Below are 24,866 nucleotides of genomic sequence, written 5' to 3' on the forward strand. Positions count from 1 at the left end.
ATGAAAGCATCCGAAGCCGATATCCTCATCATCCCGGGTTACACCAATTCCGGCCCAGGCCACTGGCAAACGCGGTGGGAGTCTAAACTCGCCACCGCGCGCCGGGTCGAGCAAGTGGAATGGGCAAAACCGGTCAAGGACGACTGGGTCCAAAGGCTCGTGGAAGAGGTGAACGCCTCGACGCGACCGGTGGTGCTCGTCGCCCACTCGCTGGGCGTGGCAACCGCCATCCATGCGATCCCTCTTTTCAAGAAGAAGATCGCCGGTGCGTTTCTCGTTGCGCCGCCCGAGGTCGAGAACCCGAAGATCAGGCCAAAACACCTGATGACCTTCGGCCCCTACCCGCGCGATCCGCTACCGTTCCCGACGCTTACCGTGGCCAGCCGAAACGATCCGTTCGGATCCTACGAGCACGCCGACGATATCGCCGCGTCCTGGGGATCGGTCTTGGTCGATGCAGGGGAATCCGGGCATATCAACGCGGAATCGGGGCATGGTCCCTGGCCGGAGGGTACGATGGTGTTTGCCCAGTTCCTCGGCAAACTGAAGCCCTGAACTCGGGGGGCACGCCGGAATCAAGACGCATTTTTCCTGCTAGGCTGGGAAGTTGCCGCGGTACACGACTGAGTCGTCTGCGGCCTATGCGGTAGAGGGAGCCGGCATAGCTTTTTTCATCGGGATGAAAACCGGACGGAAGGCCCCCGCATTGTGAAATGCGATCTTTTCCGATATGGACCCCACAAACACGATCCATTGCGCCTGCCCCGGGTGCCAACAACGAGAAAACAATCATGAACCGTCGCCGCCGTATTTACGAAGGCAAGGCAAAGATCCTTTACGAAGGCCCGGAGCCAGGCACGCTGATCCAGTTCTTCAAGGACGATGCCACAGCCTTCAACAAGAAGAAGCACGGTGTGATCGACGGCAAGGGCGTTCTGAACAACCGCATTTCGGAATATCTCTTCACACACCTGAACAAGATCGGCATTCCCACGCATTTCATTCGTCGGCTGAACATGCGCGAGCAGCTGATCAAGGAAGTGGAGATGATCCCGCTCGAGATCGTCGTGCGCAACGTCGCCGCCGGCTCGCTGTCGGAACGTCTGGGCATCGAGGAAGGCACCGTTCTTCCCCGCTCGATCATCGAATTCTACTACAAGTCCGATCAGCTTGCCGATCCGATGGTGTCCGAAGAGCACATCACCGCCTTCGGTTGGGCAAACCCGGCCGAGCTCGATGATGTCATGGCGCTCGCCATCCGCGTCAACGACTTCCTGTCCGGCCTTTTCCTCGGTGTCGGCATCCAGCTCGTCGATTTCAAGATCGAATGCGGCCGCCTTTTCGAAGGCGACATGATGCGCATCATCCTGGCTGACGAGATTTCGCCCGACAGCTGCCGTCTCTGGGATATCGAGACGAAGGAAAAGATGGACAAGGACCGGTTCCGCCGCGATCTCGGCGGTCTGGTCGAAGCCTATTCCGAGGTGGCCCGCCGTCTCGGCATCATCAACGAAAACGAGCCGCTCCGCGGGACCGGCCCGGTTCTTGTCAAGTAATTCGGGGGATATTTAGTGATCAAGGCACGCGTGACCGTTACGCTCAAGAACGGCGTTCTAGACCCGCAGGGCAAGGCCATCGAAGGCGCGCTCGGAAGCTTAGGCTTTGAAGGCGTCGGCCATGTTCGTCAGGGCAAGGTGTTCGACCTTTCCCTTGAGGGCACCGACAAGGTAAAAGCCGAAGCAGACCTGAAGTCGATGTGCGAAAAGCTTCTGGCTAACACGGTAATCGAGAACTATACTATCGCAATCGACTGACGGTTGCGGAGTATGTGATGGCTGACGTCACGAATGAACTCATGTACGAACTGCTGAAGAAGCTCAACGCCCGGTTCGACAAAGTCGATGCTTCGTTGAGCGAGCTTCGCTCCGAGATGAATGCCATGCGCGGGACGATGGTCGCGGTGCAGCATGACATCCATAACGTCTACACGACCTTGACGCGGCATGAATCGCGTCTCGACCGTATCGAAAACCGCCTCGAGTTGCGCGAGCTGTCTGAGGCCAAGGCAAGGTTTGAACCGCACCCATGAAGTCCGCCGTTGTCCAGCTTCCCGGCCTCAATCGCGACCGCGACATGATCGCCGCCCTCACCAAGATCTCCGGCCAGGCGCCCGTCACCATCTGGCAGACGGAAACCGAGATCCCTGATGATATCGACCTGATCGTCATTCCCGGCGGGTTCTCCTACGGCGACTATCTGCGCTGTGGCGCGATCGCCGCCCGTATGCCGGTCATGCAGGCCATCAAGCAGAAGGCCAAACAGGGTGTGAAGGTCATGGGCGTCTGCAACGGCTTCCAGATCCTGGTCGAAGCGGGGATGCTGCCGGGTGCACTGATGCGCAACACGTCGCTGAAGTTCGTGTGCAAGGACGTGAAGCTCGAAGTTGTGAATGCCGAAACGGACTTTACCCGGGCGTATGGCAAGGGTCAGATCATCCGCTGCCCGGTCGCCCACCATGACGGCAACTACTTTGTCGACGCAGACACGCTCGCTTCCATGGAAGACAAGGGCCAAGTCGTGTTCCGCTATGCCGAGGGCACCAACCCCAACGGTTCGTTGAGCGATATCGCTGGCGTCATCAACGCGCGCGGCAACGTTCTCGGCATGATGCCGCACCCGGAAAACCTGATCGAAGCCGCGCATGGCGGCAGTGACGGTCGCGGCCTTTTTGCCTCGGCGCTCGACGTGATCGCTGCCTGACCTGTCTCAGGTCTCCGTAGCAGACAATACCATAACCCTCCGGGAACGACATGCAGATCTCTTACCGTACTATGACTGCCATTTCTCTTGTCGCTCTCGGGACCGCGCTCGCGTCCTGCCAGTCGAAACCACCCGTCAAAGCGGTCAGCAACGCATCGGCGCTCGACGTGATGGAAAAGGTTGCCGTTGGCGCCAATCGCTGCTGGTTCCGGTCGGGCGACCCGGCCTTCAAGTCCTACGCGTTCGCGCCGGAACTGACGTCCTTCTCCGGTCGTCCACGCTTTCTTCTGACACGCAAGGGCTCGTCCGATATCCGTCCGCTTCTCGTGGTGCAGGCGGAGGGCAGACCTGCCAAGCTTTCCACCTTCGGCCCGCTGATGAGCGAGCCTGTGTCGGGCCGCGTCAACGCCGATGTGCAACGCTGGGCCGCTGGCAACACCAACTGCTGATCTCGACCGTCAGAAGCCTTCTGTCGATAGCGTAAGCTCCGTACGAGTTTCGCAGACCACTCTCTCCTCAAACGGCAACATAATGCCGATTCGAGGAGAGTAGTTTGCCGCCGATTTCCCTGACACTGCCGGCGCGGATCGCCCTCGCTGCACCCTTGGCATTCCTGTCAATGGTCGCGACACCGATCGTTGCTGCCGAACAACTGTTCGACGACGCGCGTTTTGGAGTCCTCACCTCCTTGGACAGCGGTCGCAAGGAAAACGGCGTCTTCCTGACGGGAATGCTCCTCATGGATCCGTTCGGTCGTGAACAGGCGACGGGCGTTGAGAAGGTCCTGCGGCCACGTCTTCACGTCGGCGGCGAACTCAGCACCACGGGCGAAACGAGCCAGGTCTATGCAGGCTTCTCGTGGACAGTGCCGGTCACGCGCAATGTCTTCGTGGAAGCAGGCTTCGGCGGCGCGGTGCATGACGGCAGCCTGGACAGCGGCGACGACCCTCAGCTTGGCTGCCGCGCAATCTTCCACGAATATGTGGCCGCAGGCGTCAAACTTCTCGGGAACTGGCAGCTCTTGGCGCAGGCGGGCCATTCGTCTCACGCCAATCTCTGCGACGGACCAAACGATGGTCTGACCCGCGCGGGTCTGACGGTAGGTTACCGGTTCTGATCTCGGCTTTTGCCTGTGGCGCGCCGGCATTTTCTTGTCGCGCCTCGTCAAGACATAGGCTAAAGAGCGGCGCATATCTCGCTCCGCAACATAGAGAAGATCATGACCATTCCGAACAGCTTCCCGATCACGCCAGAACTCGTCGCATCCCACGGCCTTAAGCCCGACGAATATCAGCGGATCCTGGATCTGATCGGCCGCGAGCCGACCTATACCGAACTCGGTATCTTCTCGGCTATGTGGAACGAGCACTGCTCCTACAAGTCATCCAAGCGCTGGCTGCGCACGCTGCCCACCAAGGGCCCGCGCGTCATCCAGGGCCCTGGCGAGAACGCCGGCGTGGTCGACATCGATGATGGCGATGTCGTCGTCTTCAAGATGGAGAGCCACAACCACCCGTCCTATATCGAGCCCTACCAGGGTGCGGCGACGGGCGTCGGCGGCATCCTGCGCGACGTCTTCACCATGGGTGCACGGCCGATTGCGGCCATGAACGCCCTGCGTTTCGGTGCCCCTGACCACGCAAAGACAAAACACCTCGTCTCCGGCGTCGTTGCCGGCGTCGGTGGTTACGGCAACTCCTTTGGCGTGCCGACGGTCGGCGGCGAAGTCGAGTTCGACGAACGCTACAATGGCAACATTCTCGTCAACGCCTTCGCAGCCGGTATTGCAAAGTCCGACGGCATCTTCCTCTCGGAAGCCAAGGGCGTTGGTCTGCCCGTCGTCTATCTCGGCGCGAAGACCGGTCGCGACGGTGTCGGCGGCGCCACGATGGCATCGGCCGAATTCGACGCCGATATCGAGGAGAAGCGCCCCACCGTTCAGGTCGGCGACCCCTTTACCGAAAAGTGCCTGCTCGAAGCCTGCCTCGAGCTGATGAAGACCGGAGCCGTCATCGCCATCCAGGATATGGGTGCCGCCGGCCTCACCTGCTCGGCCGTCGAAATGGGCGCCAAGGGCGGCCTCGGCATCGAACTGCAGCTCGATCAGGTCCCGGTGCGCGAAGAGCGCATGACGGCTTATGAAATGATGCTCTCGGAAAGCCAGGAGCGGATGCTCATGGTGCTGGAGCCTTCGAAGGAAGAAGTCGCCAAGGCGATCTTCGTCAAATGGGGCCTCGATTTCGCAATCGTCGGCAAGACCACGGATGACCTGCGTTTCCGCGTCATCCATCAGGGCGAGGAAGTCGCCAACCTGCCGATCAAGGAACTGGGCGACGAAGCACCGGAATACGACCGTCCCTGGATCCAGCACAACCCGCGCCCCGACCTATCCGCGGCCGACGTTGCAGCGCCGACGGATTACAACGATGCCATTCTGAAGCTGGTCGGCTCTGCCAACCAGTCCAGCCGTCGCTGGGTCTGGGAACAGTATGACACGCTGATCCAGGGCAATTCGCTGCAGCGCCCCGGCGGCGATGCCGGCGTCGTGCGCATCGAGACCCATCCCACCAAGGCGCTGGCCTTCTCGTCTGATGTCACGCCGCGTTATGTCGAGGCGGACCCGTATGAAGGTGGCAAGCAGGCTGTGGCCGAATGCTGGCGCAACATCGTCGCAACCGGCGCCGAGCCGCTCGCGGCCACCGACAACCTCAATTTCGGCAATCCCGAAAAGCCTGAAATCATGGGCCAGCTCGTCGGCGCCATCAAGGGTATCGGCGAAGCGTGCCTCGCCCTCGATTTCCCGATCGTCTCCGGCAACGTGTCGCTCTATAACGAGACCAACGGCGTCGCCATCCTGCCGACCCCGACGATCGCCGGCGTCGGCCTGCTGCCCGACTGGCAGAAGATGGCAAGGATCGGCTCCGCTGGCGACGGCGACGTGCTGATCATGATCGGCACCGATGGTAGCCATCTCGGCTCCTCGATCTACCTGCGCGACATCCTCGGCTCGACAGAAGGTCCAGCACCGACCGTCGATCTTTCCGCCGAACGCCGCAATGGCGACTTCGTGCGCTCGGCGATCCGCAACGGCCATGTCAGCGCCTGCCACGACATCTCCTCCGGTGGCCTCGGTCTCGCACTTGTCGAAATGGCGATGGCGTCGGAAAAGGGCATGACCGTCAGCCTGTCGGAACAGCGCGGACCGGCGCATGCGCTCCTGTTCGGGGAAGATCAGGCGCGTTACGTGATCGCCGTTCCGGCTGACATCGCCAATTTCCTGCAGGCCAATGCCGAAGGTTCAGCCGTGCCCTTCCGCCGCCTCGGCATGGTCGCCGGCGAACGCGTCGTCATCGATGACATCGTCGACATCACTGTCGAGGATCTCACCATCGCTCACGAGAGCTGGTTCCCCTCGTTCATGGCATGAGGCACGGGTCGGGTGACTTCAACCGATCCAAATCCTCTAGCAATCTGTATTTGAGGTTGTTACCTCTTTGACCGGGAGACTGCTTTCAGGCAGTCTTTCGGTCAAAGCATGCCGCGATATGAGTTTGCGGCCGAAGAAGAGGAAGACACCATGCCCATGCGTCCCGGCGATATCGAAGACATGATCAAAGCCGGAATTCCCGGCGCCAAGGTCACGATCCGCGATCTGGCGGGTGACGGTGACCACTACGCAGCCGAGGTCGTCGCGGACGCGTTCCGCGGCAAGAGCCGCGTCCAGCAGCACCAGATGGTCTACGAAGCGCTGAAGGGCAACATGGGCGGCGTTCTGCACGCCCTGGCGCTTCAGACCTCCGCCCCCGCCGAGTAACGAGGCTGCCGGTGCGATGTCCGACCTGATCAAGCAGATCGTTACCAGCGTTGTCGACGATGTCGTCAAGCAGCTTCTGGGCAAGTCGCACGGCCGCACGCCTTCCAAGCGCAAGAAGCGTCAGACGCGCGCCGCTGCATCGGGAAGCACGCGGTCCGCGACCACGGGTAGGTTCACCGGCAAAAAGCCCAGAACGCGATCAAAACTTGCGAAGCCAGCGAAAAAGCAGACGAGCCGCCGGCGCACTGCCACCAGCCGCAGCAAGCAACGCAGCCGATAGCCCTAAGGGGCACGTCATTGGTGGCGTTGCGCGAAGGCGTAAACAGTTTGACACTTCAAGCGGAATTGCGCTGGAATTAGTAAGGTCACCTTGCTATTTAAGGGGCAAGACACCGCAGCGGTCCTTGAAACCGCGTGTGAAAGGAAAGATCATGAGCGGCATTCACGACTTCATCGCAAACGAAATCAAGACGAACGATGTCGTTCTCTTCCTCAAGGGCACGCCCCAGTTCCCGCAATGCGGCTTCTCCGGCCAGGTCGTCCAGATCCTCGATTACCTCGGGCTCGACTACAAGGGCGTGAATGTTCTTGCCGACGCGGAAATCCGCCAGGGCATCAAGGACTATTCCAACTGGCCGACGATCCCCCAGCTCTACATCAAGGGTGAGTTCGTTGGCGGATGCGATATCGTCCGCGAAATGTTCCAGTCGGGCGAGCTCAAAACCCATATCGAGGAACAGGGCATTACCGTCCGCGCAGCCTGATCCGGCTTGATATACTCTCCAAAATTTTGAAGGCGCCGCTCCCACGGCGCCTTTCCCATTCTTTAGGAAATCCCCCGTGACAAATCCTTCACATCCCGTTGTCCCAAAGCTGCAAGGCATGGGAAGGGCACAATTCATTGCCATGATGGCGGCTCTGATGGCACTCAACGCCCTCGCCATCGATATCATGCTTCCCGGACTACAGCAGATCGGCGCAGCACTCGGCGTCGAGAACGAGAACCATCGACAGTATGTCGTCTCGGCCTATCTGTTCGGCTTCGGCATCGCCCAGCTCTTCTATGGCCCGATCTCCGACCGTTTCGGTCGCCGCACGCCGCTCCTGATCGGTCTCGGCATCTACATTGTCTCAGCGATCGCCGTCGTTTTCGTCCCCTCGTTTGCGGGCCTGCTCATCCTGCGCTTTATCCAGGGCATCGGATCGGCCGCGACACGCGTCATCTCGGTCTCGATCGTCCGCGACGTGTTCGGCGGTCGCGCCATGGCGGAAGTCATGTCTCTGATCATGATGGTGTTCATGATCGTCCCGATCATCGCGCCCGGAACGGGACAGCTCGTGCTGCTGTTTGGTGATTGGCACCTGATCTTCGTCTTCATCGCCGTCGTCGCAATCATCGTCACGATCTGGGTTGCCCGCAAGCTGCCCGAAACGCTGGATCAGGCCGACGTTCGCCCGTTCACGGTAAAGTCCATCGTCGCCGGCTTCCTGATCGTGCTCACCAATCGCATGGCGCTTTGCTACACGCTTGCGAGCACGTTCATCTTCGGCGCCCTGTTCGGCTTCATCAACTCGGCCCAGCAGGTCTATGTCGGCATCTATCAGCTCGGCGTCTGGTTCCCGGTGGCGTTTGCTGCGGTCGCTCTGTTCATGTCGATCTCGGCCTTCCTCAACTCCCGCTGGGTCGGCCGGCTTGGCATGCGCAAGCTGTCGCACGCCGCCATCATCGGCTTCGTCGTGGTCACCTTCCTGTGGCTGAGCGTCCAGTTGCTGTCATCCGAACCGATGCCCTTCCTGCTGTTCCTGGCCTTCTTCGCCATGGCCATGTTCCTGTTCGGCCTGATCGCCTCGAATTTCAATTCGCTGGCAATGGAGCCCCTCGGCCACGTGGCGGGCACCGCGTCCTCGGTCCTCGGCTTCATGGGCACGGTCGGCGGCGCAATCATCGGCGCATCCATCGGCCAGGCCTTCGACGGCACGGCAACCCCGATGGTGGCGGGCTTCTTTACCGTCTCGGTCATCGGCCTGATCTTCGTGCTGATCGGCGAAAAGGGAAAGCTCTTCCGGCCCCACAACCACAAGGCCTGACAGTCCATCACGTCAGAGCGCAAAAAAGGCCGGAGCGATCCGGCCTTTTTCGTATCCGCTTTGTCTTGAAGGGGTCGGTCAGGTAGAGGGCGAATTGACACTCTAACGGAGAGAGTCAGCTTTCGGCCGATAACGGACATTGCGACAACAATCAGATCGCATAGTATTCAGTTACGTCTGTGACTGACTGGGAAGAAACTATGCCTTTAGGGTTGATAGCTTTGCTGCCTTGTATCGCAATCATCACATTCACCTTGATCGTTCGCCAAGGTTTCCGGACATGGATGTCTCTGCTGGTTGTTGGAGCAGCACTAGGCCTCGCTCTGTCACCTCTTCGCCTTGGAGTAGCTCAGTCCTGTCGGATCGATGAAAGTGAGTGTGTCGGGGCGACCGCAGTCTACTATTTAGTCCTCGCACTATGGACACCCTTTGTTATCGTATTTCTGGGCCGCATAATCGTTGTAAATCGAGCGAAGCAATAGTGCTGCACATCGCAAGCGGCCGGCGCCGTTCTATGTCCGCAACCGGCCGGCAGCAGTCATTCGGGTTGTTGAAATTTATGCTTCCTTACGTTGATACTGGATCAAGCTTGAATACGTTCTACTTCCGCAATTGGCGCGAAGCGGAAGACGGCTGTTGGCCCATTGCGGTCATGCTTCCGTGTAATGATATAGGAATCGAGGACCGACTATGACCTCCCACGCGACAATGTTAACACCGCCGTCCAACTACGCTGTCGTACAAATGCCTGACAGGAAGTATCCGGGGGTCGTTTTCCAAGGCGATACGCTGCACAGCATGACGACGCAGGTTGCTCAAATGCAGAGGCTTCTTGCGAAGCAAGACCTGGCTGAACTCGGTGACGAGATCGAAGTGCTGCTCCACGATCTTTTGGCAATCCAGAACTTCTATGAACAGGTCTGCTCAGAGCAAGCGATCGAGCTGCCTTACTTCCGTTGACGTTCAGCAGGTCTGATATCGACGCGAGCAGGAGGAGTAGCTTTGTTAGATTTTCTCATTCTCAGTATCCTTCTTGTTCCAACTGTGCTTTCCGAAGGGGGGCAGTGGCTCGCACTCAGCTATGGGCATAGGACGCTAAACTGGCTGCTTCCAATCCTTTTTCACGGAATAGCCTTCGCCGAGATTGCACGAGAACACTGGAATTATACTGGAAGCGAACTGGCGGCGCTGGTTCTGCGGCAGCCGCGGGCCTGCTCTTTGCCTATGCTTGGATATCAGTGAACGCGTTCATTTCTGTCTGCCTCATCCCGATTTGGATGAGGAAGTATCGCTCCCGCAGACTTCATGATAGCGCCGTTGCTTGATGACCGCTTCTGGCGCAACGCTGCCGAAGACGCCTTTCGGCCCGTTGCGGACATAGAACGGCGCCGCGAGATTGGTTTGCTTTGCCTTCACCACCCGCGAAAAGCTCGGGGGGTTAGCGCGCCTAAGGCATACGTTGCCCCGATGCGTTTCCGCAACAGCGCTACTCAGCTTTGCTGGTCAGCAATTCGTCGAGCTGGTCCAACTGCTCGGGCAATGCGACCGCCGAGCCCTGCAGGGCCTCCTCAAGCGCCGCCTTGGACGGTAGACCTCGTGGAAACGCAACAGCGTCATTCCGCCCTGGTCCTCGAGGCTCACGGTCGTGACCGCGCCCTCTTCGCCCTCGTCGTTGGTCCAGACAATGCGCTCGTTCGGTACGACCTCGAGATACTTGCCATAAAAGGCCATGGTATCGGAATCGCCACCGGCACCGAATTCCAGCCGATACTTGCCGCCGGTACGCACGTCCATGTCGCACGATACGAGCGACAGGCCAGGGACCGATTTTGGCACCCACCAGGCCTGGAACATCTCGGGCTCACTCCACGCCCTGAAAACGGCAATCGGCGGCGCATTGAATGTCCGCGTGACGACCAATTCGCGATCGCCCCTGCGCTCCAATGATGTCCCGTCAACTTGCTGATTCATCGGTTACCTCCCGTTGCATGGTACTGATGAGTTCATTCAATGGTTCGAAGCGGGCCTCGAAAAGCTTTCGATGCGCCTCTACGCACTCGGCCTCCGCCTCAAGTCCGTGCTTCTCAAGCCTGCAGATTCTCACCCGTCCGATCTACTCGGTGACAACGAGCCCCGCTCGTTCGAGAACCTGGATATGCTTCCGCATGCCGCCTTCCGGCACCAGAATACACGAGGGTTCAACGAGGACAACGGAGTTGGCTTACGGTGTCGTTTCGCCCTCTACTGGGACCGACCCCTTGAAGGCTCAGTCGCCGATGAGTTCGCGGCGCAGCATCTGCCAGCTGCCCTTGCAGGTCGCGACCAGCAGCCCGCCATCCACGTGGTTCGGCAGGTACTCGGATCCGTCGAAGCGCGCCGCATAACCGCCGGCCTCCGTGGCAATCAGGGTGCCCGCCAGATGATCCCAAGGCATGAGCTTGTTGTAGAGAAGATATTGCACGTGCCCGCGGGCAAAGGTGCGATACTCGTGCGCGGCACATCGATAGTTGGCAAAGAAACGCACCTTCGCCAGATTGGCCAGCAGCCGCTCTCTCTCCTCGCCGAAGAAATACCCGGGTGACGCCATTCCGACCATGTCGCCGATCGGTCTTGGTTCTGCCACTGCAAGGCGCACCGCATCGCCGTCAGGACGGCGCAGGAAGGCGCCTGCGCCCTTTTCCGCCATCACCCAGTCGTCACCCATCGGATCGTAGATGATGCCGGCCACCGTTTCGCCTTTCCAGACGACCGAAACCATGACGCCGAAAGCGGGAATGCCCGATGCGAAATTGAACGTGCCATCGACAGGATCGACGACGATCGCGAAATCCGAACCTCCAAGCTTGCCCAGCAGGGACGGATCGGCGGCCACCGATTCTTCGCCGACAAACAGAGCATCAGGCGCCAGCGCTTCAAGCTCGCGCCGGATCAGACGCTCGGCCGCCTCGTCCGCTTCGGTCACCAGATCCGACGGCTCGCTTTTGGAACGCACGTCGCCGCTTCCAAGCCGCCGGAACCGCGGCAGGATCTCTTCCTTCGCCGCAAGGCGCAGGATATCGGCAAGCTTGGCTATATCGAGCGGCATGGTCATTGTATGAGATCCTGCAGTAGTGGGAGCAGTTTGTCGGAGATCAGGTGGCGGGGTTGGCGCTGAGGCCGGAGAAGTCGAACAGTTTCGAGTCAAGCAAATGCGACGGGTTCACATGCGCCAGCGCCCGCAGCATCGTGTCCTTGCGGCCCGGCATGCGCGTCTCGATATCGGCAAGCATGGCCTTCATCGCATTGCGCTGCAGCCCGTCCTGCGAGCCACAGAGGTCGCACGGGATGATCGGGAATTCCATGGCAGCAGAAAACTTCGCCAGATCGTCCTCGGCGCAATAGGCGAGCGGCCGCAGCACCATCACGTCGCCTTCGTCGTTCAGAAGCTTCGCCGGCATCCCGGCAAGCCGTCCGCCGTGAAAGAAGTTCATGAAGAAGGTTTCGAGAATATCCTCCCGGTGGTGCCCGAGAACCAGAGCGTCGCAACCCTCTTCGCGGGCAACCCGGTAGAGATTGCCGCGCCGAAGCCGCGAACAGAGCGCGCAGTAGGTTCCGCCCGCCGGCACCTTTTCCTTCACGATCGAATAGGTATCGCGATACTCGATCCGGTGCTTGACGCCGATCGAGGTGAGATAATCAGGCAGGACGTGTTTGGGGAAATTCGGCTGTCCCTGATCGAGATTGCAGGCAAGCAGCTCGACCGGAAGCAGGCCGCGCCACTGCAGATCGAGCAGAATGGCGAGAAGCGAATAGCTGTCCTTGCCGCCGGACAGGCCGACCAGCCAGCGTTTCTGATCTTTCAGCATGCCGAAATCGTCGAATGCCTGACGAACCTGCCGCAGCAGCCGCTTGCGCAACTTGTTGAACGAGACCGAACTCGGCGCATCCCTGAATAGGGACGGCACGAGGCCATCCACGACCTCGTCGATCTCATCCGGTATTGTTGCGTTCAATCCCATGTCCAAACCTCATGTGAAACGGGCGGCCAGTGGCCGCCCGATCATTCCAACTCTCAGGCGCCGAGCGCTGCCGCCACGGCTTCCAGCGCTTCATTGGCCTTGGCACCGTCAGGGCCACCGGCCTGCGCCATATCCGGCCGTCCGCCGCCGCCCTTGCCGCCGAGCGCTGCAGAGGCGATCCGCACCAGATCGACAGCACTGAAGCGACCGATAAGATCAGGCGTCACCGCCACGACCGCACTTGCCTTGCCGTCTTCAGAAACGCCAATCAGGGTCACGACGCCGGAACCGAGCGTGGCCTTGCCTTCGTCCGCGAGCCCCTTCAGGTCCTTCGCGTCGATGCCGGCCAGTGCCTTGCCCATGAACTTGATGCCAGCGATATCACGAATGTCGTCCGCAGAACCACCCTGCTGTCCGCCACCCATGGCGAGCCGGCGCTTGGCATCCGCCAACTCCTTCTCAAGCTTGCGACGCTCGTCGATCAGCGCCTCGACGCGAGAAACGAGTTCGGTCGGCTGAACCTTCAGCGCACCGGACAAGGTCTTCACGCGCTCATCCTGCTCGGCGAGATAGACACGCGCCGCATCCCCCGTCACCGCTTCGACACGGCGAACACCGGCGCCGACGGCGCTTTCAGAGAGAATGCGCACAAGGCCGATATCACCCGTCGCGTTGACATGCGTGCCGCCGCAGAGTTCGATCGAGTAGGGCTTGCCGGCTTTCGGGCCATCGACAGCCTTGCCCATCGAGACGACACGAACTTCATCGCCGTATTTCTCGCCGAACAGCGCCATTGCCCCTTCGGCAATCGCATCGTCGACGCTCATCAGGCGCGTCGTAACCTGTGCGTTCTGCAGGATGATGGCGTTGGCCATATCCTCGACGACCTGCAGTTCTTCTGATGACATCGGCTTTGGATGCGACACGTCGAAACGAAGACGCTCAGGAGCGACAAGCGAGCCCTTCTGCGCCACATGGGTGCCGAGCACTTCGCGCAGGGCTTCATGCAGCAGATGCGTGGCGGAATGGTTCGAGCGCAGGCGCGAACGGCGGGCGTGATCGACGGCGAGAATGACCGCGTCACCAGCCTTCAACGTGCCCTCGGTCACGGTTGCGATATGGACAAACAGCCCCTCGCCCCGCTTCTGGACGTCGGTCACTTCAAGCTTGGCGTGGTCGGTCGAGATCAAACCGGCATCGCCCATCTGGCCGCCGGATTCACCGTAGAACGGCGTCTGGCTGACGACGATCTGAACGGCATCGCCGCTCGAGGCACTGTCGATGGCCTTGCCATCCTTGACGATCGCCTGAACGACGCCTTCGGCAGTTTCGGTGTCATAGCCGAGGAATTCGGTGGCGCCGAACTTTTCCTTGATTTCGAACCAGACGGTTTCGGTCGCCTTGTCGCCGGAGCCTGCCCAATGCGAGCGGGCTTCGGCCTTCTGGCGTTCCATCGCATCGGTAAAGCCCGAAAGATCGACGCCGATTTCGCGGGCGCGGAGCGCGTCCTGCGTCAGATCGAGCGGGAAGCCGTAGGTGTCGTAAAGCTTGAACGCCGTCTCGCCGTCGAGCATGTCGCCCTTGTCGAGCGTGCTGGTCGCGTCCGAAAGCAGCGACAAACCACGTTCGAGCGTCTTGAGGAAGCGGGTTTCCTCAAGCTTCAGCGTTTCCGACGTCAGCGCCTCGGCGCGCACCAGTTCCGGATAGGCGCGGCCCATTTCCTGAACCAGCGTCGGCAGCAGCTTGTACATCACAGGTTCTTTGGCACCGAGCAGCTGCGCATGGCGCATGGCGCGGCGCATGATGCGGCGAAGCACGTAGCCGCGGCCTTCGTTGGATGGCAGCACCCCGTCGGCAATCAGGAAGGCGGAGGACCGCAGATGGTCGGCTATGACGCGGTGGCTTGCACTGCCTTCCGCCTTCACGCTCAGCACATCCTCGATCGTGCCGATCAGCGTCTGGAACAGGTCCGTGTCGAACACGCTCTGCTTGCCCTGCAGAACGCAGGCCATGCGCTCGAGACCCATGCCGGTATCGATCGACGGACGCGGCAGCAGCGAACGCTCGCCCGGTGCCGTCTGCTCGTATTGCATGAACACGAGGTTCCAGAATTCCAGAAAGCGGTCGCCGTCTTCTTCAGGCGAGCCCGGAGGCCCACCCCAGACATTCTCGCCCTGATCGATAAAGATTTCCGAACACGGACCGCAGGGGCCGGTATCGCCCATCTGCCAGAAGTTGTCGGAGGTGGGAATGCGAATGATCTTGTCGTCGGAAATGCCGGCGATCTTCTTCCACAGCGTCGCAGCTTCCTCGTCTTCCGAATAGACGGTGACCAGCAAGCGGTGCTTGGGCAGATCGAAGCCTTCGGTGACCAGCTTCCAGGCAAGCTCGATCGCGTTTTCCTTGAAATAGTCGCCGAACGAGAAGTTGCCCAGCATCTCGAAAAAGGTCAGGTGGCGGGCGGTGTAACCGACATTGTCGAGATCGTTGTGCTTGCCACCGGCGCGTACGCATTTCTGCGAGGTGGTGGCCGTGGTGTAGGGCCGCTTTTCAAGACCGGTAAAGACGTTCTTGAACTGCACCATACCGGCATTGGTAAACATCAGCGTCGGGTCGTTGCGCGGCACAAGCGGGGACGAGGACACAACCTCGTGGCCGTTCATTTGGAAATAGTCGAGAAACGTCGACCGGATTTCATTCACGCCGCTCATGCTAAGCCCTTTTTATCGCCGGGTGCGATGCTGTTATTCGAAGACGAAAGGCTTGTATCGTCCGCGTTCCCGACTGTCCAGCCACAGCACCCCTAATCATCCCAAACCCACCCGAAACGCAGACCGGCCGCGCATCTCGTAGATGGCGGCCGGCAAGATTTGAAAGCCGAAAAACCGGCGAAGATCAGCGACAGGATACCCTAGATCGGCATCCCAACCCAGGTCCGATCAAGGGTCGGGGGCCTGGTCGCCGTCATTGGCATCGGGTCCGCCATTCTGCAGGAACTTATCGGCGATCAGGCCGGCATTCTGGCGCAGCGACGTTTCGATTTCGCGGGCCACTTCCGGATTGTCTCGCAGGAACGACTTCGCGTTCTCGCGGCCCTGACCAAGGCGCTGGCTGTTGTAGGAGAACCATGCGCCCGACTTCTCGACGATCCCAGCCTTGACGCCGAGATCGACGAGCTCGCCGGTCTTGGACACGCCTTCGCCATACATGATGTCGAATTCGACCTGCTTGAAGGGAGGCGCCATCTTGTTCTTGACGACCTTGACGCGTGTCTGGTTGCCGACGACTTCTTCGCGTTCCTTGACCTGGCCGATGCGGCGAATGTCGAGACGAACGGACGCGTAGAATTTCAGCGCGTTACCGCCTGTCGTCGTTTCCGGCGAACCGAACATCACGCCGATCTTCATGCGGATCTGGTTGATGAAGATCACCATCGTCTTCGACTTGGAGATCGACGCCGTCAGCTTGCGCAGTGCCTGGCTCATCAGACGGGCCTGAAGACCCGGCAGGCTGTCGCCCATCTCGCCTTCGATTTCGGCGCGTGGGGTCAATGCCGCAACCGAGTCGATGACGAGAACGTCGACAGCACCGGAACGCACCAGCGTATCGGTGATCTCAAGCGCCTGCTCACCGGTGTCAGGCTGCGAGATCAGGAGGTTATGCAGATCGACGCCGAGCTTGCGGGCATAGACCGGATCGAGTGCGTGTTCCGCGTCGACGAAGGCGCAAACACCGCCACCCTTCTGGGCTTCGGCAATGGTCTGCAGGGCAAGCGTTGTCTTGCCCGAGCTTTCCGGACCATAGATTTCGACGATACGGCCCTTCGGCAGGCCGCCGATGCCGAGCGCAATATCGAGGCTCAGGGAACCGGTGGAAACTGTCTCGATCTCGACGATGCTATCGTTCGAGCCAAGCTTCATGATCGATCCCTTACCGAAGGAACGTTCGATCTGTGAGAGTGCTGCTTCGAGCGCCTTGCTCTTGTCCACGCCTTTATCCTCTACGAGCCGCAATGAATTCTGTGCCATGAGGTCCCACCTTTAGGTTATTGCCGCCACGCAAGCAATGAAGCAGCCGATGGACATCGTGTACTCTTTTTGTTCTAATCAATCAAGAGGCTTTTATCAGCTTGATTGAATTGCGTTATCGCGATTTCGTTCCCTGAACGTTCACGCACGCATAACCTGTGGAAAATCAGGCGTTAAAGCAAGGAGCCTCGCATTCGACGGACGAATCGCGAGGCTCCATAAAGTTTCGCAGGCGGGTCGGAAAATCAGTCCGAGTCGAGCATCTCGCGAACCGCAACGGCAAGCTGCTTCAGCGAAAACGGCTTGGGCAGAAAACCGAACTTCGCATCGGCCGGCAGGTTGCGCGCAAACGCGTCCTCCGCGTATCCGGAGACGAAGATGAACTTCAGATCCGGATAGGATTTCCGCAGTTCCGTCAGAAGCGTCGGCCCGTCCATCTCAGGCATGACAACGTCGGAAACGACGATATCAACCTTGCCTTCGAGCTCGTCCATGATGTCGAGTGCTTCGACGCCGGATCCGGCTTCGTGCACGGTATAACCGCGCGTTTCCAGCATGCGCTTGCCACCACGGCGAACCGCTTCTTCATCTTCCACAAGCAGCACGACCGCAGACTTGCCTGTGAGATCCATGTCTTCCGCCGGCGCTTTCAAAGCCACAGGCTGTGCGGCTGCCAGAGCTGCAGCCTCTGCGGCCTCTGGCGTGATGACCGGTATTTCGGGAATGTGACGCGGCAGGAACAGCCGGAAACTCGTTCCGCGACCGACTTCGGATTCCGGATAGATATAGCCGCCGGACTGTTTGATGATGCCATAGACCATCGAAAGGCCGAGACCTGTCCCTTTGCCCACTTCCTTGGTGGTGAAGAACGGCTCGAAGATCTTGTCCATGATCTCGGGCGGAATGCCCGTGCCGCTGTCGGCAACCTCGACCATCACGAGATCTTCCGCCGGCAGATCGGCCTGATGGAAGCTGCTGGTTTCCTCGGCCGTCACATTGCGGGTCTTGATCAGGATCGTGCCCCCCTGCGGCATCGCATCGCGCGCGTTGACGCAGAGGTTGATCAGAACCTGCTCGAACTGCGACAGGTCGGTGCGCACCGGCCACAGGTCACGCCCGTAGTCGACATCGAGCTTGACATTGGTGCCGGAAATCAGCCGGTCGACCAGCATCCGCAGGTCGCCCACCACGTCGGTCAGGTTCAGCACCGCCGGACGCATCGTCTGCTTACGCGAGAAGGCCAGAAGCTGGCGCACCAGAACGGCGGCCCGGTTGGCGTTGCGCTTGATTTCCATCAGGTCGGCAAAGCTCGCATCGGACGGACGCGCCTGCAAAAGCAGGTGATCGGAGGACAGAAGGATTGCCGTCAGCACATTGTTGAAATCGTGGGCGATGCCGCCGGCAAGCGTTCCCACAGCGTTCAACTTCTGGGTCTGCGCCATCTGCGTCTCGAGCGCCTTTTGCTCGGTCGTCTCGACGGAATAGATGATGGCCGCCTCTTCGGGTGCCTCGTCGCTCTCGTCGATCACGGCATTGACGTAGAAACGCAGATAGCGGGTCTCGTCACCCGGATGCCGCGAATCGATCGGAGTGATGTCGCCCTGCCGGTCGCGTGCGGCAGCAAGCGCCGCCATCAGCTGATCGCGGGTCGTCTCGTGCGCGATACGCTCTAGCGACGCACCACTTTCCACGTCGTCGCGGGTCAGAACCCCGGCGAACAGTCGCAGGAACGGCGCATTGATGCGCAGGATCCGGCCTTCGCCATCCACGGACGCAATGGCCATCGGCGTGTTGTTGAAAAAGCGCGTGAAACGCATCGCCGACGCGGATTGATCGGTGTCCTCACCATGCGGCCGGTTGATCACGACACTGCGGCTTTCGCCGGGCGCACCGTCGCGCATGGAGCTGACGCTGTGAACAAGTCGCACCGGCAGGCTCTGGCCGTTGGCACGGCGCAGGTCGAGATCGAGCGTCTCCGTGCGCTTCAGACCTGGCGCCGGTTGAACCGACTGGATCAGCGCCATGCCCTCGCCCGCCACGAGATCGTCGATCGTCATCGATCCAGGAGAAAACTTGGTCAGATCGAGACCCAGCCATTCAGCCAGCGTGGCGTTGAGATAGAAGATCTCGCCCTTCTTGCCCGCGGAAAAGAACCCGACCGGCGCATGGTCGAGGTAGTCGATGGCGTTTTGCAGTTCGCGAAAGAAGCGCTCCTGGTCCGACCGTTCCGAGGTCGTGTCGGTAATCTGCCAGATGTCGAGCTGCGCATTGTTGTTTCCCGAACCCGCCAGAAGGCCGGCCTTCAGCCTGTACCAGAAGGCGCCCGCACCATTCTCTCCAACGACGGCAGTGCCCGTGCTGCGGCCAAGCGGCTGCAGCAGGCGGAATTCTTCATGACCCTCGCGGCCTTCCCGCAGCGCGGATGTCAGCCTGTAAAGCGCCTCGTTGGATTCGCGCGACTTGGACAGAAGCGTTTCAAGGGACTGGATATCGCTCTTTTTCGTCGCACCGGTCATCCGACCATAGGCAGCGTTCGCGTAGACGATGCGACCCTTGATGTCCGTGATCAGGATACCGTCCGGATGGCCGGCCAGGAAAGCGCGGGCGAGATCGTCGGACCGCGATTGCGGCATGACTTCCACGAGGCCAATCATCGAAGAGACGAGGAAAAATATGCCGACCATGGCAAGGATGCCCAGCAGGCCGAGCACAATCTCATTGTCGAGTGCCTGCTGAAAAACCACAAAAGCGACTGCAACGCCCAGCAGCACCAGCGCTAGAAGCACGATCCGAAGAATGGTTCCACCCCGCGTCTTACGCTCGACCAGTGGGGTCTCGTAGTTGCCGCCCTGCTGCAACTTCGTCATCAATCCCTCGCATTTCGCAACGGCCGACTGCCGAAGCCATCCTACTGCGGCCGTCATGCTCCACGGAGCCGAAAACCCTATGATTCCTTCTTAGCAAGTTGTCGGCGACGCAAAAAGCTCCGTTGTGCCAGAAAACCCGGGACAGTGAAGACTTGTGCCCTATCTTTCCTCTCCGAAGTGATGTTTTCCATCAAGACAGCATCGCAGCACCCCTTGATCGAAGCGAAAATTGTCGTCTTTTCAAATGTGACGATTGGCATGAGGAGTATCAGCATATGGCCGAAGAACTGATGGGCGCCTATGGCAGCCGGATGGTTATCGCGGTCCTCGGTGTCGGCATCGGGCTTCTCTTCCTGTTCGGCATCTTGTGGATGCTGCGCGGTCGCAATGGACCGTCGCCGTTCGTCCGCGGGGGACGCAACCGCAATCCGCGGCTGCAGGTGCTGGATGCGGCAGCCGTCGATGCACGCCGCCGCCTCGTGCTGATCCGCCGCGACGGCGTGGAGCACCTCGTCATGATCGGCGGGCCGACCGATATCGTGATCGAAACCGGCATCGCGACGAACTCGCCCTCACAGCCCTCCGCCATTGAAAGCGCGCCTTCTGAACCGCGTCCCGCACTTGCCCAGAGGCAGCGTCCGGACCCTCGCCCGGCAGCTCTGCCAGAGGCCGAAAGGCCTGAGCCCATGCGGGAGATTTCTGTGCGCGACGACACCCCGCGTGCGAAGCCACCACTCGCGACCCAGCCATCTCCCATTCCCGCTCGCCCTGTGAGCCCGGTATCCCGGTCGGAGCCGACGCCGACTGCGTCCGTATCACCACCCGCCCCGCAGCGACTGGATCCGCCAGCGAGACAGTCCGCCCCCGAGCCGCAGCGGCCGGCACCGACCGTCGTCATCCCGGCAACGGTTTCGACAGCCGCTGGCGTTGCCACAGCGCCGATCGCCGCGGCAGCGATCACGGCGATCCCGCAGCCTGCACCATCCAGGGTCGACGATGCGGCAAACGCGCTTGAAGCCGCGCGCAGTCGGGTTCTTGCTCACGCCGAGCCCGACCAGCCGGCCGAACCGTCGCGCGTTGTTCCGATCAATCCTGAGGACCTCTCGACCGGCGTACAGTCGGCTCTCGAAAAGCCGAAGATGCTCGGGAGTGATTTCGAGAAAATTCTGGAAGAGGAAATGGCACAAAACCTTGCGGCGCGGGAAAACGCCGGCCGCGAGACGATCGCGGTGCCAGCACCAAACCGCCAGTTGCCGCAGCGCGATCCTGCTGTCGCACCGATTACCGGCGCGACTGCCGAGCCATCACTTCAGGACGAAGTCGCCCGTATATTTGGGGAAATGTCCGCCACGCGCGATAAATGACATGCAGGGCCGCGGGCTTTGCCCGTATCCATGACATCAAACGACAAAAGGCACGGTTTCCCGTGCCTTTTGTCGTTTCTGCCGTAGACCATGCGTCAAGCAGAAATCATTCGTCGCGATAGACCTTTTCGCGACGCTCGTGCCGCTCCTGGGCCTCGATCGACAGGGTTGCGATCGGCCGGGCGTCAAGACGCTTCAGTCCGATTGGCTCGCCGGTTTCTTCGCAATAGCCATAGGTCCCGTCGTCGATGCGCTGCATCGCCGCGTCGATCTTGGAGATCAACTTGCGCTGCCGGTCACGGGCACGAAGCTCGATGGCTCTATCGGTTTCCGAAGATGCGCGATCGGCCAGATCGGGATGGTTGGCACTTTCCTCTGCCAGATGATCCAGAGTCTCCCGCGCCTCCCGCAGGATATCGTTTCTCCAGGCCGTCAGTTTTGCCCGGAAATACGCCTTCTGGTTTGCATTCATGAACTCGTCGGTTTCCGAGAGTACATAATTGCTAAGATCGATCTTCTCACTCAACGCGATTCTCCTGAAGAACATCTCGTGGCCGCTCTATATCGCTTTGGTTGTTCCGGTTCAAGCCTTCCGCTCGTTATTGAGGCAATTTTAAAATTGTCACAAAAATCAGCTAAATGACTATTTTCTATGCTTTAATCGACTTCGGTTGAAACCGGTTCCTGGGCAGCGCAACTGGCAATCATGGCGCAGGCGTGGTTGAAGTTCCGAAGTCACGGAATTACCGTCCAGGCGGTCAAAGGAGAATGAAATGGCGTCTTTCACCGATATGCCGACACTCGCGCCGCCGCCGTCACGCATCTACCTTCTCCGGCACGGCCGGGCGGCCAACCCGGAACAGGGTCAGAGAGATTTCGATCGAACACTGACGACGGACGGTTTCGCCGAAGCGGAAATCGTTGCCGACAAGGCGGCGGACCGTCGCTACCGCCCCGACGCTGTTATCAGTTCGACGGCTATGCGTTGCCGCCAGACTGCGGAGGCGGTGCGCCGCGCAATCAGCGAAACCATCGAGCCCGAATTCATCGACGAGGTCTACAACGGATCGGTCGGCACCTATCTCGCGCTGATTTTTACCAGCGACCGCAGCGGATCGGTGATGCTCGTCGGGCATAACCCGACGATCGAGGACGTGTTCGGGGAACTGATCGGAAAAGAGCATGCAGCCCGCGCCCTGCCCTCAGGGTATCCGACGGCAGGCCTTGCTGTCATCGATCACGCAGGCCGAAGCGACGGCTCGCGACCCGCATGGAACCTGACAGATTTCATCACGCCGTGACCACAGATTCCAAGGCATCCCATCCCTTTGCGCATTGCCTAACGGTCCCTATATAGCGACAAACAGTTTTGGGACGACACCTTGCCGCCAGCGCTCACCAGTATCACCGACGACGCGAAGATTGCTCTCGATAATCTCGCCGATCGCGCATCGAACTTGGTCAATCCGTCGATGCGGCTTGGCGTTACCGGCTTGTCGCGTGCCGGCAAGACGGTGTTCATCTCGTCGCTTGTCCACAATCTCCTGAACGGCGGCCGACTGCCGCTGTTCGAGGCAATGCGCTCCGGCCGGGTCTCGCAGGCGCGGCTCGAGCAGCAGCCGGACGACGCGATACCGCGCTTCCAGTATGAGGATCACATCGACGCACTGGTGCGCGAACGGATCTGGCCGGACTCGACGCGCGCGATCTCGGAACTCCGCGTCACGCTGGAATACCAGAGCGCCAGTGGATGGAACCGGATGTTTTCCCGCGGCCGGCTGTCGATCGACATTGTCGACTATCCCGGCGAATGGCTGCTCGATCTGCCGCTGCTGGCACAGGATTACGAGACCTTCAGCCGCAACACGGTAGCCCTTGCCCGTACCGGCATTCGCGCCGAGTTGTCGAAGGACTGGCTTTCGTTCGCCTCCGGCATAGACATGGACGCACCGGCGGACGAAGGAACCGCGCGTCGGCTGGCCGAGAGTTTTGCGGCGTACCTGAAAGCCTGCAAATCCGATGAGCGCTCGCTCTCCACCCTGCCGCCCGGGCGATTTCTGATGCCCGGCGACCTGGAAGGTTCGCCCGCCCTCACCTTTGCGCCCCTCGCCGATCTTCCGGATACGCCGGCCCCGAAGGGGTCGTTCCGGGCGATGATGGAGCGCCGCTACGACGCCTACAAGACAATCGTCGTCAAACCCTTCTTCCGCGAGCATTTCGCGCGTCTCGACCGGCAGATCGTGCTGATCGACGCGCTCCAGGCGATCAACCGTGGCTTTGAGGCCGTGCAGGATCTGGAACGCGCACTGACCGACGTACTCGCCTGCTTCCGTCCCGGCCACAACAGCTTCTTCTCGTCGCTGGTCGGCCGGCGCATCGACAAGGTGCTGGTCGCAGCCACCAAGGCCGACCATCTGCATCACGAAAGCCACGACCGGCTGGAACGCCTGACCGGCCGCCTCGTCGACCGCGCCATCGAGCGGATCGGCATGGCCGGCGCCGGCATCGACGTGATGGCAATCGCCTCCGTGCGCGCCACGCGTGAAGCTTCCGTGAAGGACGGCAGTCACCAACTGCCGGTCATCGTCGGCACACCGATGGCAGGCGAAACCATCAATGGCGAAGTCTTCGACGGCACGCGGCAGACGGCGATCTTCCCTGGCGACCTTCCGGCCGACCCGGAAGCCTTGTTTCGGCAGCTCGGTCAGCCGGGCTCCGAGCTTCCGGATGTCAACGTGGTGCGCTTCCGTCCCCCGGCTCTCGACGAAAAGGGCGGCATTACCCTATCGGTCCCGCATATCAGGCTCGACCGCGCCATGCAGTTTCTGCTGGGAGATCGCCTCGCATGACCGACCGCAAGATCACCGATGACCGCCGCCGCCCAACTTCCTTCGTCGTAGACGACGACATTCCGACTAAAGAAGAGCCGCAGACCCACCCGAACCGCGCACCCCGCCGGTTTGACGATGGCATCGCCATCACGCCGGACGAGCTCGATCCGTTCATCAGCCCGCAGGAACTTTCACCAGACGCGCTGGCCGTCGCCGTGCCGGTGAAGCGGAAGCGTTTCTCCTTCGCCAACCTCGCGGCCGCGGCCTTCGGCACGTTCCTGTCGCTTGCGTTCGGCCTCTGGGCGGATCGGATCATCCGGGATCTCTTTGCGCGGTCCGACTGGCTCGGTTACGCCGCAGCGGCAGCGTTGGGCGTCGGCATCGTCGCGCTTCTGGTCATGGTCGGTCGCGAAATCATCGGGATGATGCGGCTTGCTGCGGTCCAGACGCTGAAGACGCAAGCGGAAGACGCCCTGAAATCGCCAAGGCCGACGGCAGCCAGAACCGTCGTCGCCGCGCTCACGAAACTGACAGGTCACCGGGCGGAGACCGCCCGCGGACGTGCCGCGCTCGATGCGACGAAAGACGACATCATCGACGGGCCACAACTCATCGATCTTGCCGAGCGCGAACTCCTTTCGCCGCTCGATCGGCAGGCACGCATCCTCATCCTCGGTGCCTCGAAACGGGTCTCGGTCGTCACCGCTGTCAGCCCCCGCGCGGTCGTTGATCTCGTCTATGTCCTGTTCGAGGTGACACGACTGATCCGCGCGATGGCGGACCTCTACGGCGGGCGCCCAGGCACGCTCGGACTGTTGAAGCTCATGCGGGACGTGATGGCGCATCTGGCGGTGACAGGTTCGATCGCGGTTGGAGACGGAATCGCTCAGCAGGTTCTGGGCCATGGTTTGGCATCGAGGCTTTCAAGCAAACTCGGCGAAGGCGTCATCAACGGCCTGCTGACGGCGCGTATCGGCATTGCCGCGATGGATCTTTGCCGCCCACTTCCCTTCCGCGCTGTGAAGCGCCCGGGGATCGGCGATTTCATGTCCGACATCTCTCCCGTAGGCCCGCGCAAGACCGATTGATCGCGCCTCTGTGACCCTTAATGACCCG

At 60.6% G+C, this 24,866-nt stretch carries 23 protein-coding genes and 2 pseudogenes; 17 read left to right on the forward strand and 8 right to left on the reverse strand.

From position 1 onward, the window contains the following. The 13 genes from ACQY1K_RS09125 to ACQY1K_RS09185 all read left to right on the forward strand — a co-directional run bounded on the left by ACQY1K_RS09125 (window position 1) and on the right by ACQY1K_RS09185 (window position 9,622). A complete protein-coding gene (locus tag ACQY1K_RS09125; RefSeq protein ID WP_430257140.1) occupies window positions 1-555 on the forward strand; it encodes an RBBP9/YdeN family alpha/beta hydrolase in 555 nt (184 codons plus the stop codon). Window positions 556-791: 236 nt separating this feature from the next. Beyond that, a complete protein-coding gene (gene purC, locus ACQY1K_RS09130) occupies window positions 792-1,556 on the forward strand; it encodes a phosphoribosylaminoimidazolesuccinocarboxamide synthase (RefSeq protein ID WP_062456672.1) in 765 nt (254 codons plus the stop codon). A 15-nt stretch (window positions 1,557-1,571) separates the two neighbouring features. Further along, window positions 1,572-1,814, forward strand: a complete 243-nt coding sequence (gene purS / locus ACQY1K_RS09135; RefSeq protein WP_062456669.1) for a phosphoribosylformylglycinamidine synthase subunit PurS — start codon at window positions 1,572-1,574, stop codon at window positions 1,812-1,814. 17 nt (window positions 1,815-1,831) lie between these two features. After that, window positions 1,832-2,089: a hypothetical protein gene (locus ACQY1K_RS09140; RefSeq protein ID WP_430251563.1), complete on the forward strand. Its 258-nt coding sequence runs from the start codon at window positions 1,832-1,834 to the stop codon at window positions 2,087-2,089. After that, window positions 2,086-2,760 (forward strand): phosphoribosylformylglycinamidine synthase subunit PurQ, encoded by a 675-nt coding sequence (purQ, locus tag ACQY1K_RS09145; protein WP_430257142.1) that lies wholly within the window; start codon window positions 2,086-2,088, stop codon window positions 2,758-2,760. The genes ACQY1K_RS09140 and purQ overlap by 4 nt, the downstream gene beginning before the upstream one ends. 71 nt (window positions 2,761-2,831) lie before the next feature. Continuing rightward, window positions 2,832-3,209, forward strand: coding sequence for a hypothetical protein (locus tag ACQY1K_RS09150; RefSeq protein ID WP_062456663.1), 378 nt, complete (start codon window positions 2,832-2,834; stop codon window positions 3,207-3,209). 170 nt (window positions 3,210-3,379) lie between these two features. Beyond that, window positions 3,380-3,877, forward strand: coding sequence for an acyloxyacyl hydrolase (locus ACQY1K_RS09155; protein ID WP_430258954.1), 498 nt, complete (start codon window positions 3,380-3,382; stop codon window positions 3,875-3,877). 102 nt (window positions 3,878-3,979) lie between these two features. Beyond that, window positions 3,980-6,187: a phosphoribosylformylglycinamidine synthase subunit PurL gene (purL, locus tag ACQY1K_RS09160; RefSeq protein WP_430257143.1), complete on the forward strand. Its 2,208-nt coding sequence runs from the start codon at window positions 3,980-3,982 to the stop codon at window positions 6,185-6,187. A gap of 150 nt (window positions 6,188-6,337) precedes the next feature. Continuing rightward, entirely contained in the window at window positions 6,338-6,574 is a 237-nt protein-coding gene (locus tag ACQY1K_RS09165; RefSeq protein WP_062581431.1) for a BolA family protein, read from the forward strand. A 16-nt stretch (window positions 6,575-6,590) separates the two neighbouring features. Continuing rightward, window positions 6,591-6,854 (forward strand): hypothetical protein, encoded by a 264-nt coding sequence (locus ACQY1K_RS09170; RefSeq protein ID WP_113165594.1) that lies wholly within the window; start codon window positions 6,591-6,593, stop codon window positions 6,852-6,854. Between the two features lie 151 nt (window positions 6,855-7,005). Then, window positions 7,006-7,338 carry a Grx4 family monothiol glutaredoxin gene (gene grxD / locus ACQY1K_RS09175; protein WP_062456655.1) on the forward strand — a complete coding sequence of 111 codons (333 nt, stop codon included), beginning with the start codon at window positions 7,006-7,008 and terminating at the stop codon, window positions 7,336-7,338. Window positions 7,339-7,456: 118 nt separating this feature from the next. Continuing rightward, a complete protein-coding gene (locus ACQY1K_RS09180; RefSeq protein ID WP_062456653.1) occupies window positions 7,457-8,662 on the forward strand; it encodes a multidrug effflux MFS transporter in 1,206 nt (401 codons plus the stop codon). A 690-nt stretch (window positions 8,663-9,352) separates the two neighbouring features. Further along, window positions 9,353-9,622: a DUF6959 family protein gene (locus ACQY1K_RS09185; protein WP_430257144.1), complete on the forward strand. Its 270-nt coding sequence runs from the start codon at window positions 9,353-9,355 to the stop codon at window positions 9,620-9,622. A gap of 526 nt (window positions 9,623-10,148) precedes the next feature. Here the strand turns inward: ACQY1K_RS09185 and ACQY1K_RS09190 are convergent. From ACQY1K_RS09190 to cckA, 7 genes and pseudogenes are all read right to left on the reverse strand, one after another. Further along, window positions 10,149-10,633 (reverse strand): annotated as a pseudogene (locus ACQY1K_RS09190) (SRPBCC domain-containing protein). After that, a pseudogene (locus tag ACQY1K_RS09195) lies at window positions 10,617-10,832 on the reverse strand (ArsR family transcriptional regulator); the annotation flags it as partial. The pseudogenes ACQY1K_RS09190 and ACQY1K_RS09195, both read right to left, overlap by 17 nt. Before the next feature lie 96 nt (window positions 10,833-10,928). Further along, window positions 10,929-11,753 (reverse strand): inositol monophosphatase family protein, encoded by an 825-nt coding sequence (locus ACQY1K_RS09200; RefSeq protein WP_430257145.1) that lies wholly within the window; start codon window positions 11,751-11,753, stop codon window positions 10,929-10,931. Window positions 11,754-11,793: 40 nt separating this feature from the next. After that, window positions 11,794-12,660 carry a tRNA 2-thiocytidine(32) synthetase TtcA gene (ttcA, locus tag ACQY1K_RS09205; RefSeq protein WP_430257147.1) on the reverse strand — a complete coding sequence of 289 codons (867 nt, stop codon included), beginning with the start codon at window positions 12,658-12,660 and terminating at the stop codon, window positions 11,794-11,796. A gap of 53 nt (window positions 12,661-12,713) precedes the next feature. Then, window positions 12,714-15,371 (reverse strand): alanine--tRNA ligase, encoded by a 2,658-nt coding sequence (gene alaS, locus ACQY1K_RS09210; protein ID WP_430257148.1) that lies wholly within the window; start codon window positions 15,369-15,371, stop codon window positions 12,714-12,716. Window positions 15,372-15,599: 228 nt separating this feature from the next. Further along, entirely contained in the window at window positions 15,600-16,688 is a 1,089-nt protein-coding gene (gene recA / locus ACQY1K_RS09215) for a recombinase RecA (protein ID WP_062456635.1), read from the reverse strand. Window positions 16,689-16,933: 245 nt separating this feature from the next. Continuing rightward, window positions 16,934-19,555 (reverse strand): cell cycle histidine kinase CckA, encoded by a 2,622-nt coding sequence (gene cckA, locus ACQY1K_RS09220; protein ID WP_430257149.1) that lies wholly within the window; start codon window positions 19,553-19,555, stop codon window positions 16,934-16,936. Between the two features lie 275 nt (window positions 19,556-19,830). On the opposite strand from cckA, the gene ACQY1K_RS09225 reads away from it, so the two are divergent. Next, a complete protein-coding gene (locus ACQY1K_RS09225) occupies window positions 19,831-20,919 on the forward strand; it encodes a flagellar biosynthetic protein FliO (protein ID WP_430257150.1) in 1,089 nt (362 codons plus the stop codon). A 106-nt stretch (window positions 20,920-21,025) separates the two neighbouring features. On the opposite strand, the gene dksA is transcribed toward ACQY1K_RS09225, so the two are convergent. Next, a complete protein-coding gene (dksA, locus tag ACQY1K_RS09230; RefSeq protein ID WP_062456626.1) occupies window positions 21,026-21,445 on the reverse strand; it encodes an RNA polymerase-binding protein DksA in 420 nt (139 codons plus the stop codon). Window positions 21,446-21,710: 265 nt separating this feature from the next. Here dksA and ACQY1K_RS09235 point away from each other — a divergent pair, with 265 nt between their 5' ends. The 3 genes from ACQY1K_RS09235 (at window position 21,711) to ACQY1K_RS09245 (ending at window position 24,838) form a co-directional block, all read left to right on the forward strand. Then, window positions 21,711-22,220: a SixA phosphatase family protein gene (locus ACQY1K_RS09235; RefSeq protein ID WP_062458026.1), complete on the forward strand. Its 510-nt coding sequence runs from the start codon at window positions 21,711-21,713 to the stop codon at window positions 22,218-22,220. A gap of 81 nt (window positions 22,221-22,301) precedes the next feature. Then, window positions 22,302-23,768, forward strand: coding sequence for a YcjX family protein (locus tag ACQY1K_RS09240; protein WP_430257151.1), 1,467 nt, complete (start codon window positions 22,302-22,304; stop codon window positions 23,766-23,768). Further along, window positions 23,765-24,838, forward strand: a complete 1,074-nt coding sequence (locus ACQY1K_RS09245; RefSeq protein WP_430257152.1) for a YcjF family protein — start codon at window positions 23,765-23,767, stop codon at window positions 24,836-24,838. The genes ACQY1K_RS09240 and ACQY1K_RS09245 overlap by 4 nt, the downstream gene beginning before the upstream one ends. The last annotated feature ends 28 nt before the right edge of the window (window positions 24,839-24,866 follow it).

The organism is Neorhizobium sp. IRS_2294 (assembly GCF_050500145.1).
GTDB classification, from domain to species: Bacteria; Pseudomonadota; Alphaproteobacteria; order Rhizobiales; family Rhizobiaceae; genus Neorhizobium; species Neorhizobium soli.

Excerpts from the sequence above, each read along its gene's own strand:
- ACQY1K_RS09235 (WP_062458026.1), top strand. The coding sequence starts at position 21,711 with ATGCCGACACTCGCGCCGCCGCCGTCACGCATCTACCTTCTCCGGCAC.
- ACQY1K_RS09200 (WP_430257145.1), bottom strand. The coding sequence starts at position 11,753 with ATGACCATGCCGCTCGATATAGCCAAGCTTGCCGATATCCTGCGCCTT.
- ACQY1K_RS09225 (WP_430257150.1), top strand. The coding sequence starts at position 19,831 with ATGGCCGAAGAACTGATGGGCGCCTATGGCAGCCGGATGGTTATCGCG.
- cckA (WP_430257149.1), bottom strand. The coding sequence starts at position 19,555 with ATGACGAAGTTGCAGCAGGGCGGCAACTACGAGACCCCACTGGTCGAG.
- ACQY1K_RS09140 (WP_430251563.1), top strand. The coding sequence starts at position 1,832 with ATGGCTGACGTCACGAATGAACTCATGTACGAACTGCTGAAGAAGCTC.
- ACQY1K_RS09180 (WP_062456653.1), top strand. The coding sequence starts at position 7,457 with ATGGGAAGGGCACAATTCATTGCCATGATGGCGGCTCTGATGGCACTC.
- ACQY1K_RS09170 (WP_113165594.1), top strand. The coding sequence starts at position 6,591 with ATGTCCGACCTGATCAAGCAGATCGTTACCAGCGTTGTCGACGATGTC.
- purC (WP_062456672.1), top strand. The coding sequence starts at position 792 with ATGAACCGTCGCCGCCGTATTTACGAAGGCAAGGCAAAGATCCTTTAC.
- purQ (WP_430257142.1), top strand. The coding sequence starts at position 2,086 with ATGAAGTCCGCCGTTGTCCAGCTTCCCGGCCTCAATCGCGACCGCGAC.
- ttcA (WP_430257147.1), bottom strand. The coding sequence starts at position 12,660 with ATGGGATTGAACGCAACAATACCGGATGAGATCGACGAGGTCGTGGAT.
- ACQY1K_RS09150 (WP_062456663.1), top strand. The coding sequence starts at position 2,832 with ATGACTGCCATTTCTCTTGTCGCTCTCGGGACCGCGCTCGCGTCCTGC.
- ACQY1K_RS09125 (WP_430257140.1), top strand. The coding sequence starts at position 1 with ATGAAAGCATCCGAAGCCGATATCCTCATCATCCCGGGTTACACCAAT.
- ACQY1K_RS09245 (WP_430257152.1), top strand. The coding sequence starts at position 23,765 with ATGACCGACCGCAAGATCACCGATGACCGCCGCCGCCCAACTTCCTTC.
- ACQY1K_RS09155 (WP_430258954.1), top strand. The coding sequence starts at position 3,380 with ATGGTCGCGACACCGATCGTTGCTGCCGAACAACTGTTCGACGACGCG.
- purL (WP_430257143.1), top strand. The coding sequence starts at position 3,980 with ATGACCATTCCGAACAGCTTCCCGATCACGCCAGAACTCGTCGCATCC.
- recA (WP_062456635.1), bottom strand. The coding sequence starts at position 16,688 with ATGGCACAGAATTCATTGCGGCTCGTAGAGGATAAAGGCGTGGACAAG.
- alaS (WP_430257148.1), bottom strand. The coding sequence starts at position 15,371 with ATGAGCGGCGTGAATGAAATCCGGTCGACGTTTCTCGACTATTTCCAA.
- ACQY1K_RS09185 (WP_430257144.1), top strand. The coding sequence starts at position 9,353 with ATGACCTCCCACGCGACAATGTTAACACCGCCGTCCAACTACGCTGTC.
- grxD (WP_062456655.1), top strand. The coding sequence starts at position 7,006 with ATGAGCGGCATTCACGACTTCATCGCAAACGAAATCAAGACGAACGAT.
- ACQY1K_RS09165 (WP_062581431.1), top strand. The coding sequence starts at position 6,338 with ATGCCCATGCGTCCCGGCGATATCGAAGACATGATCAAAGCCGGAATT.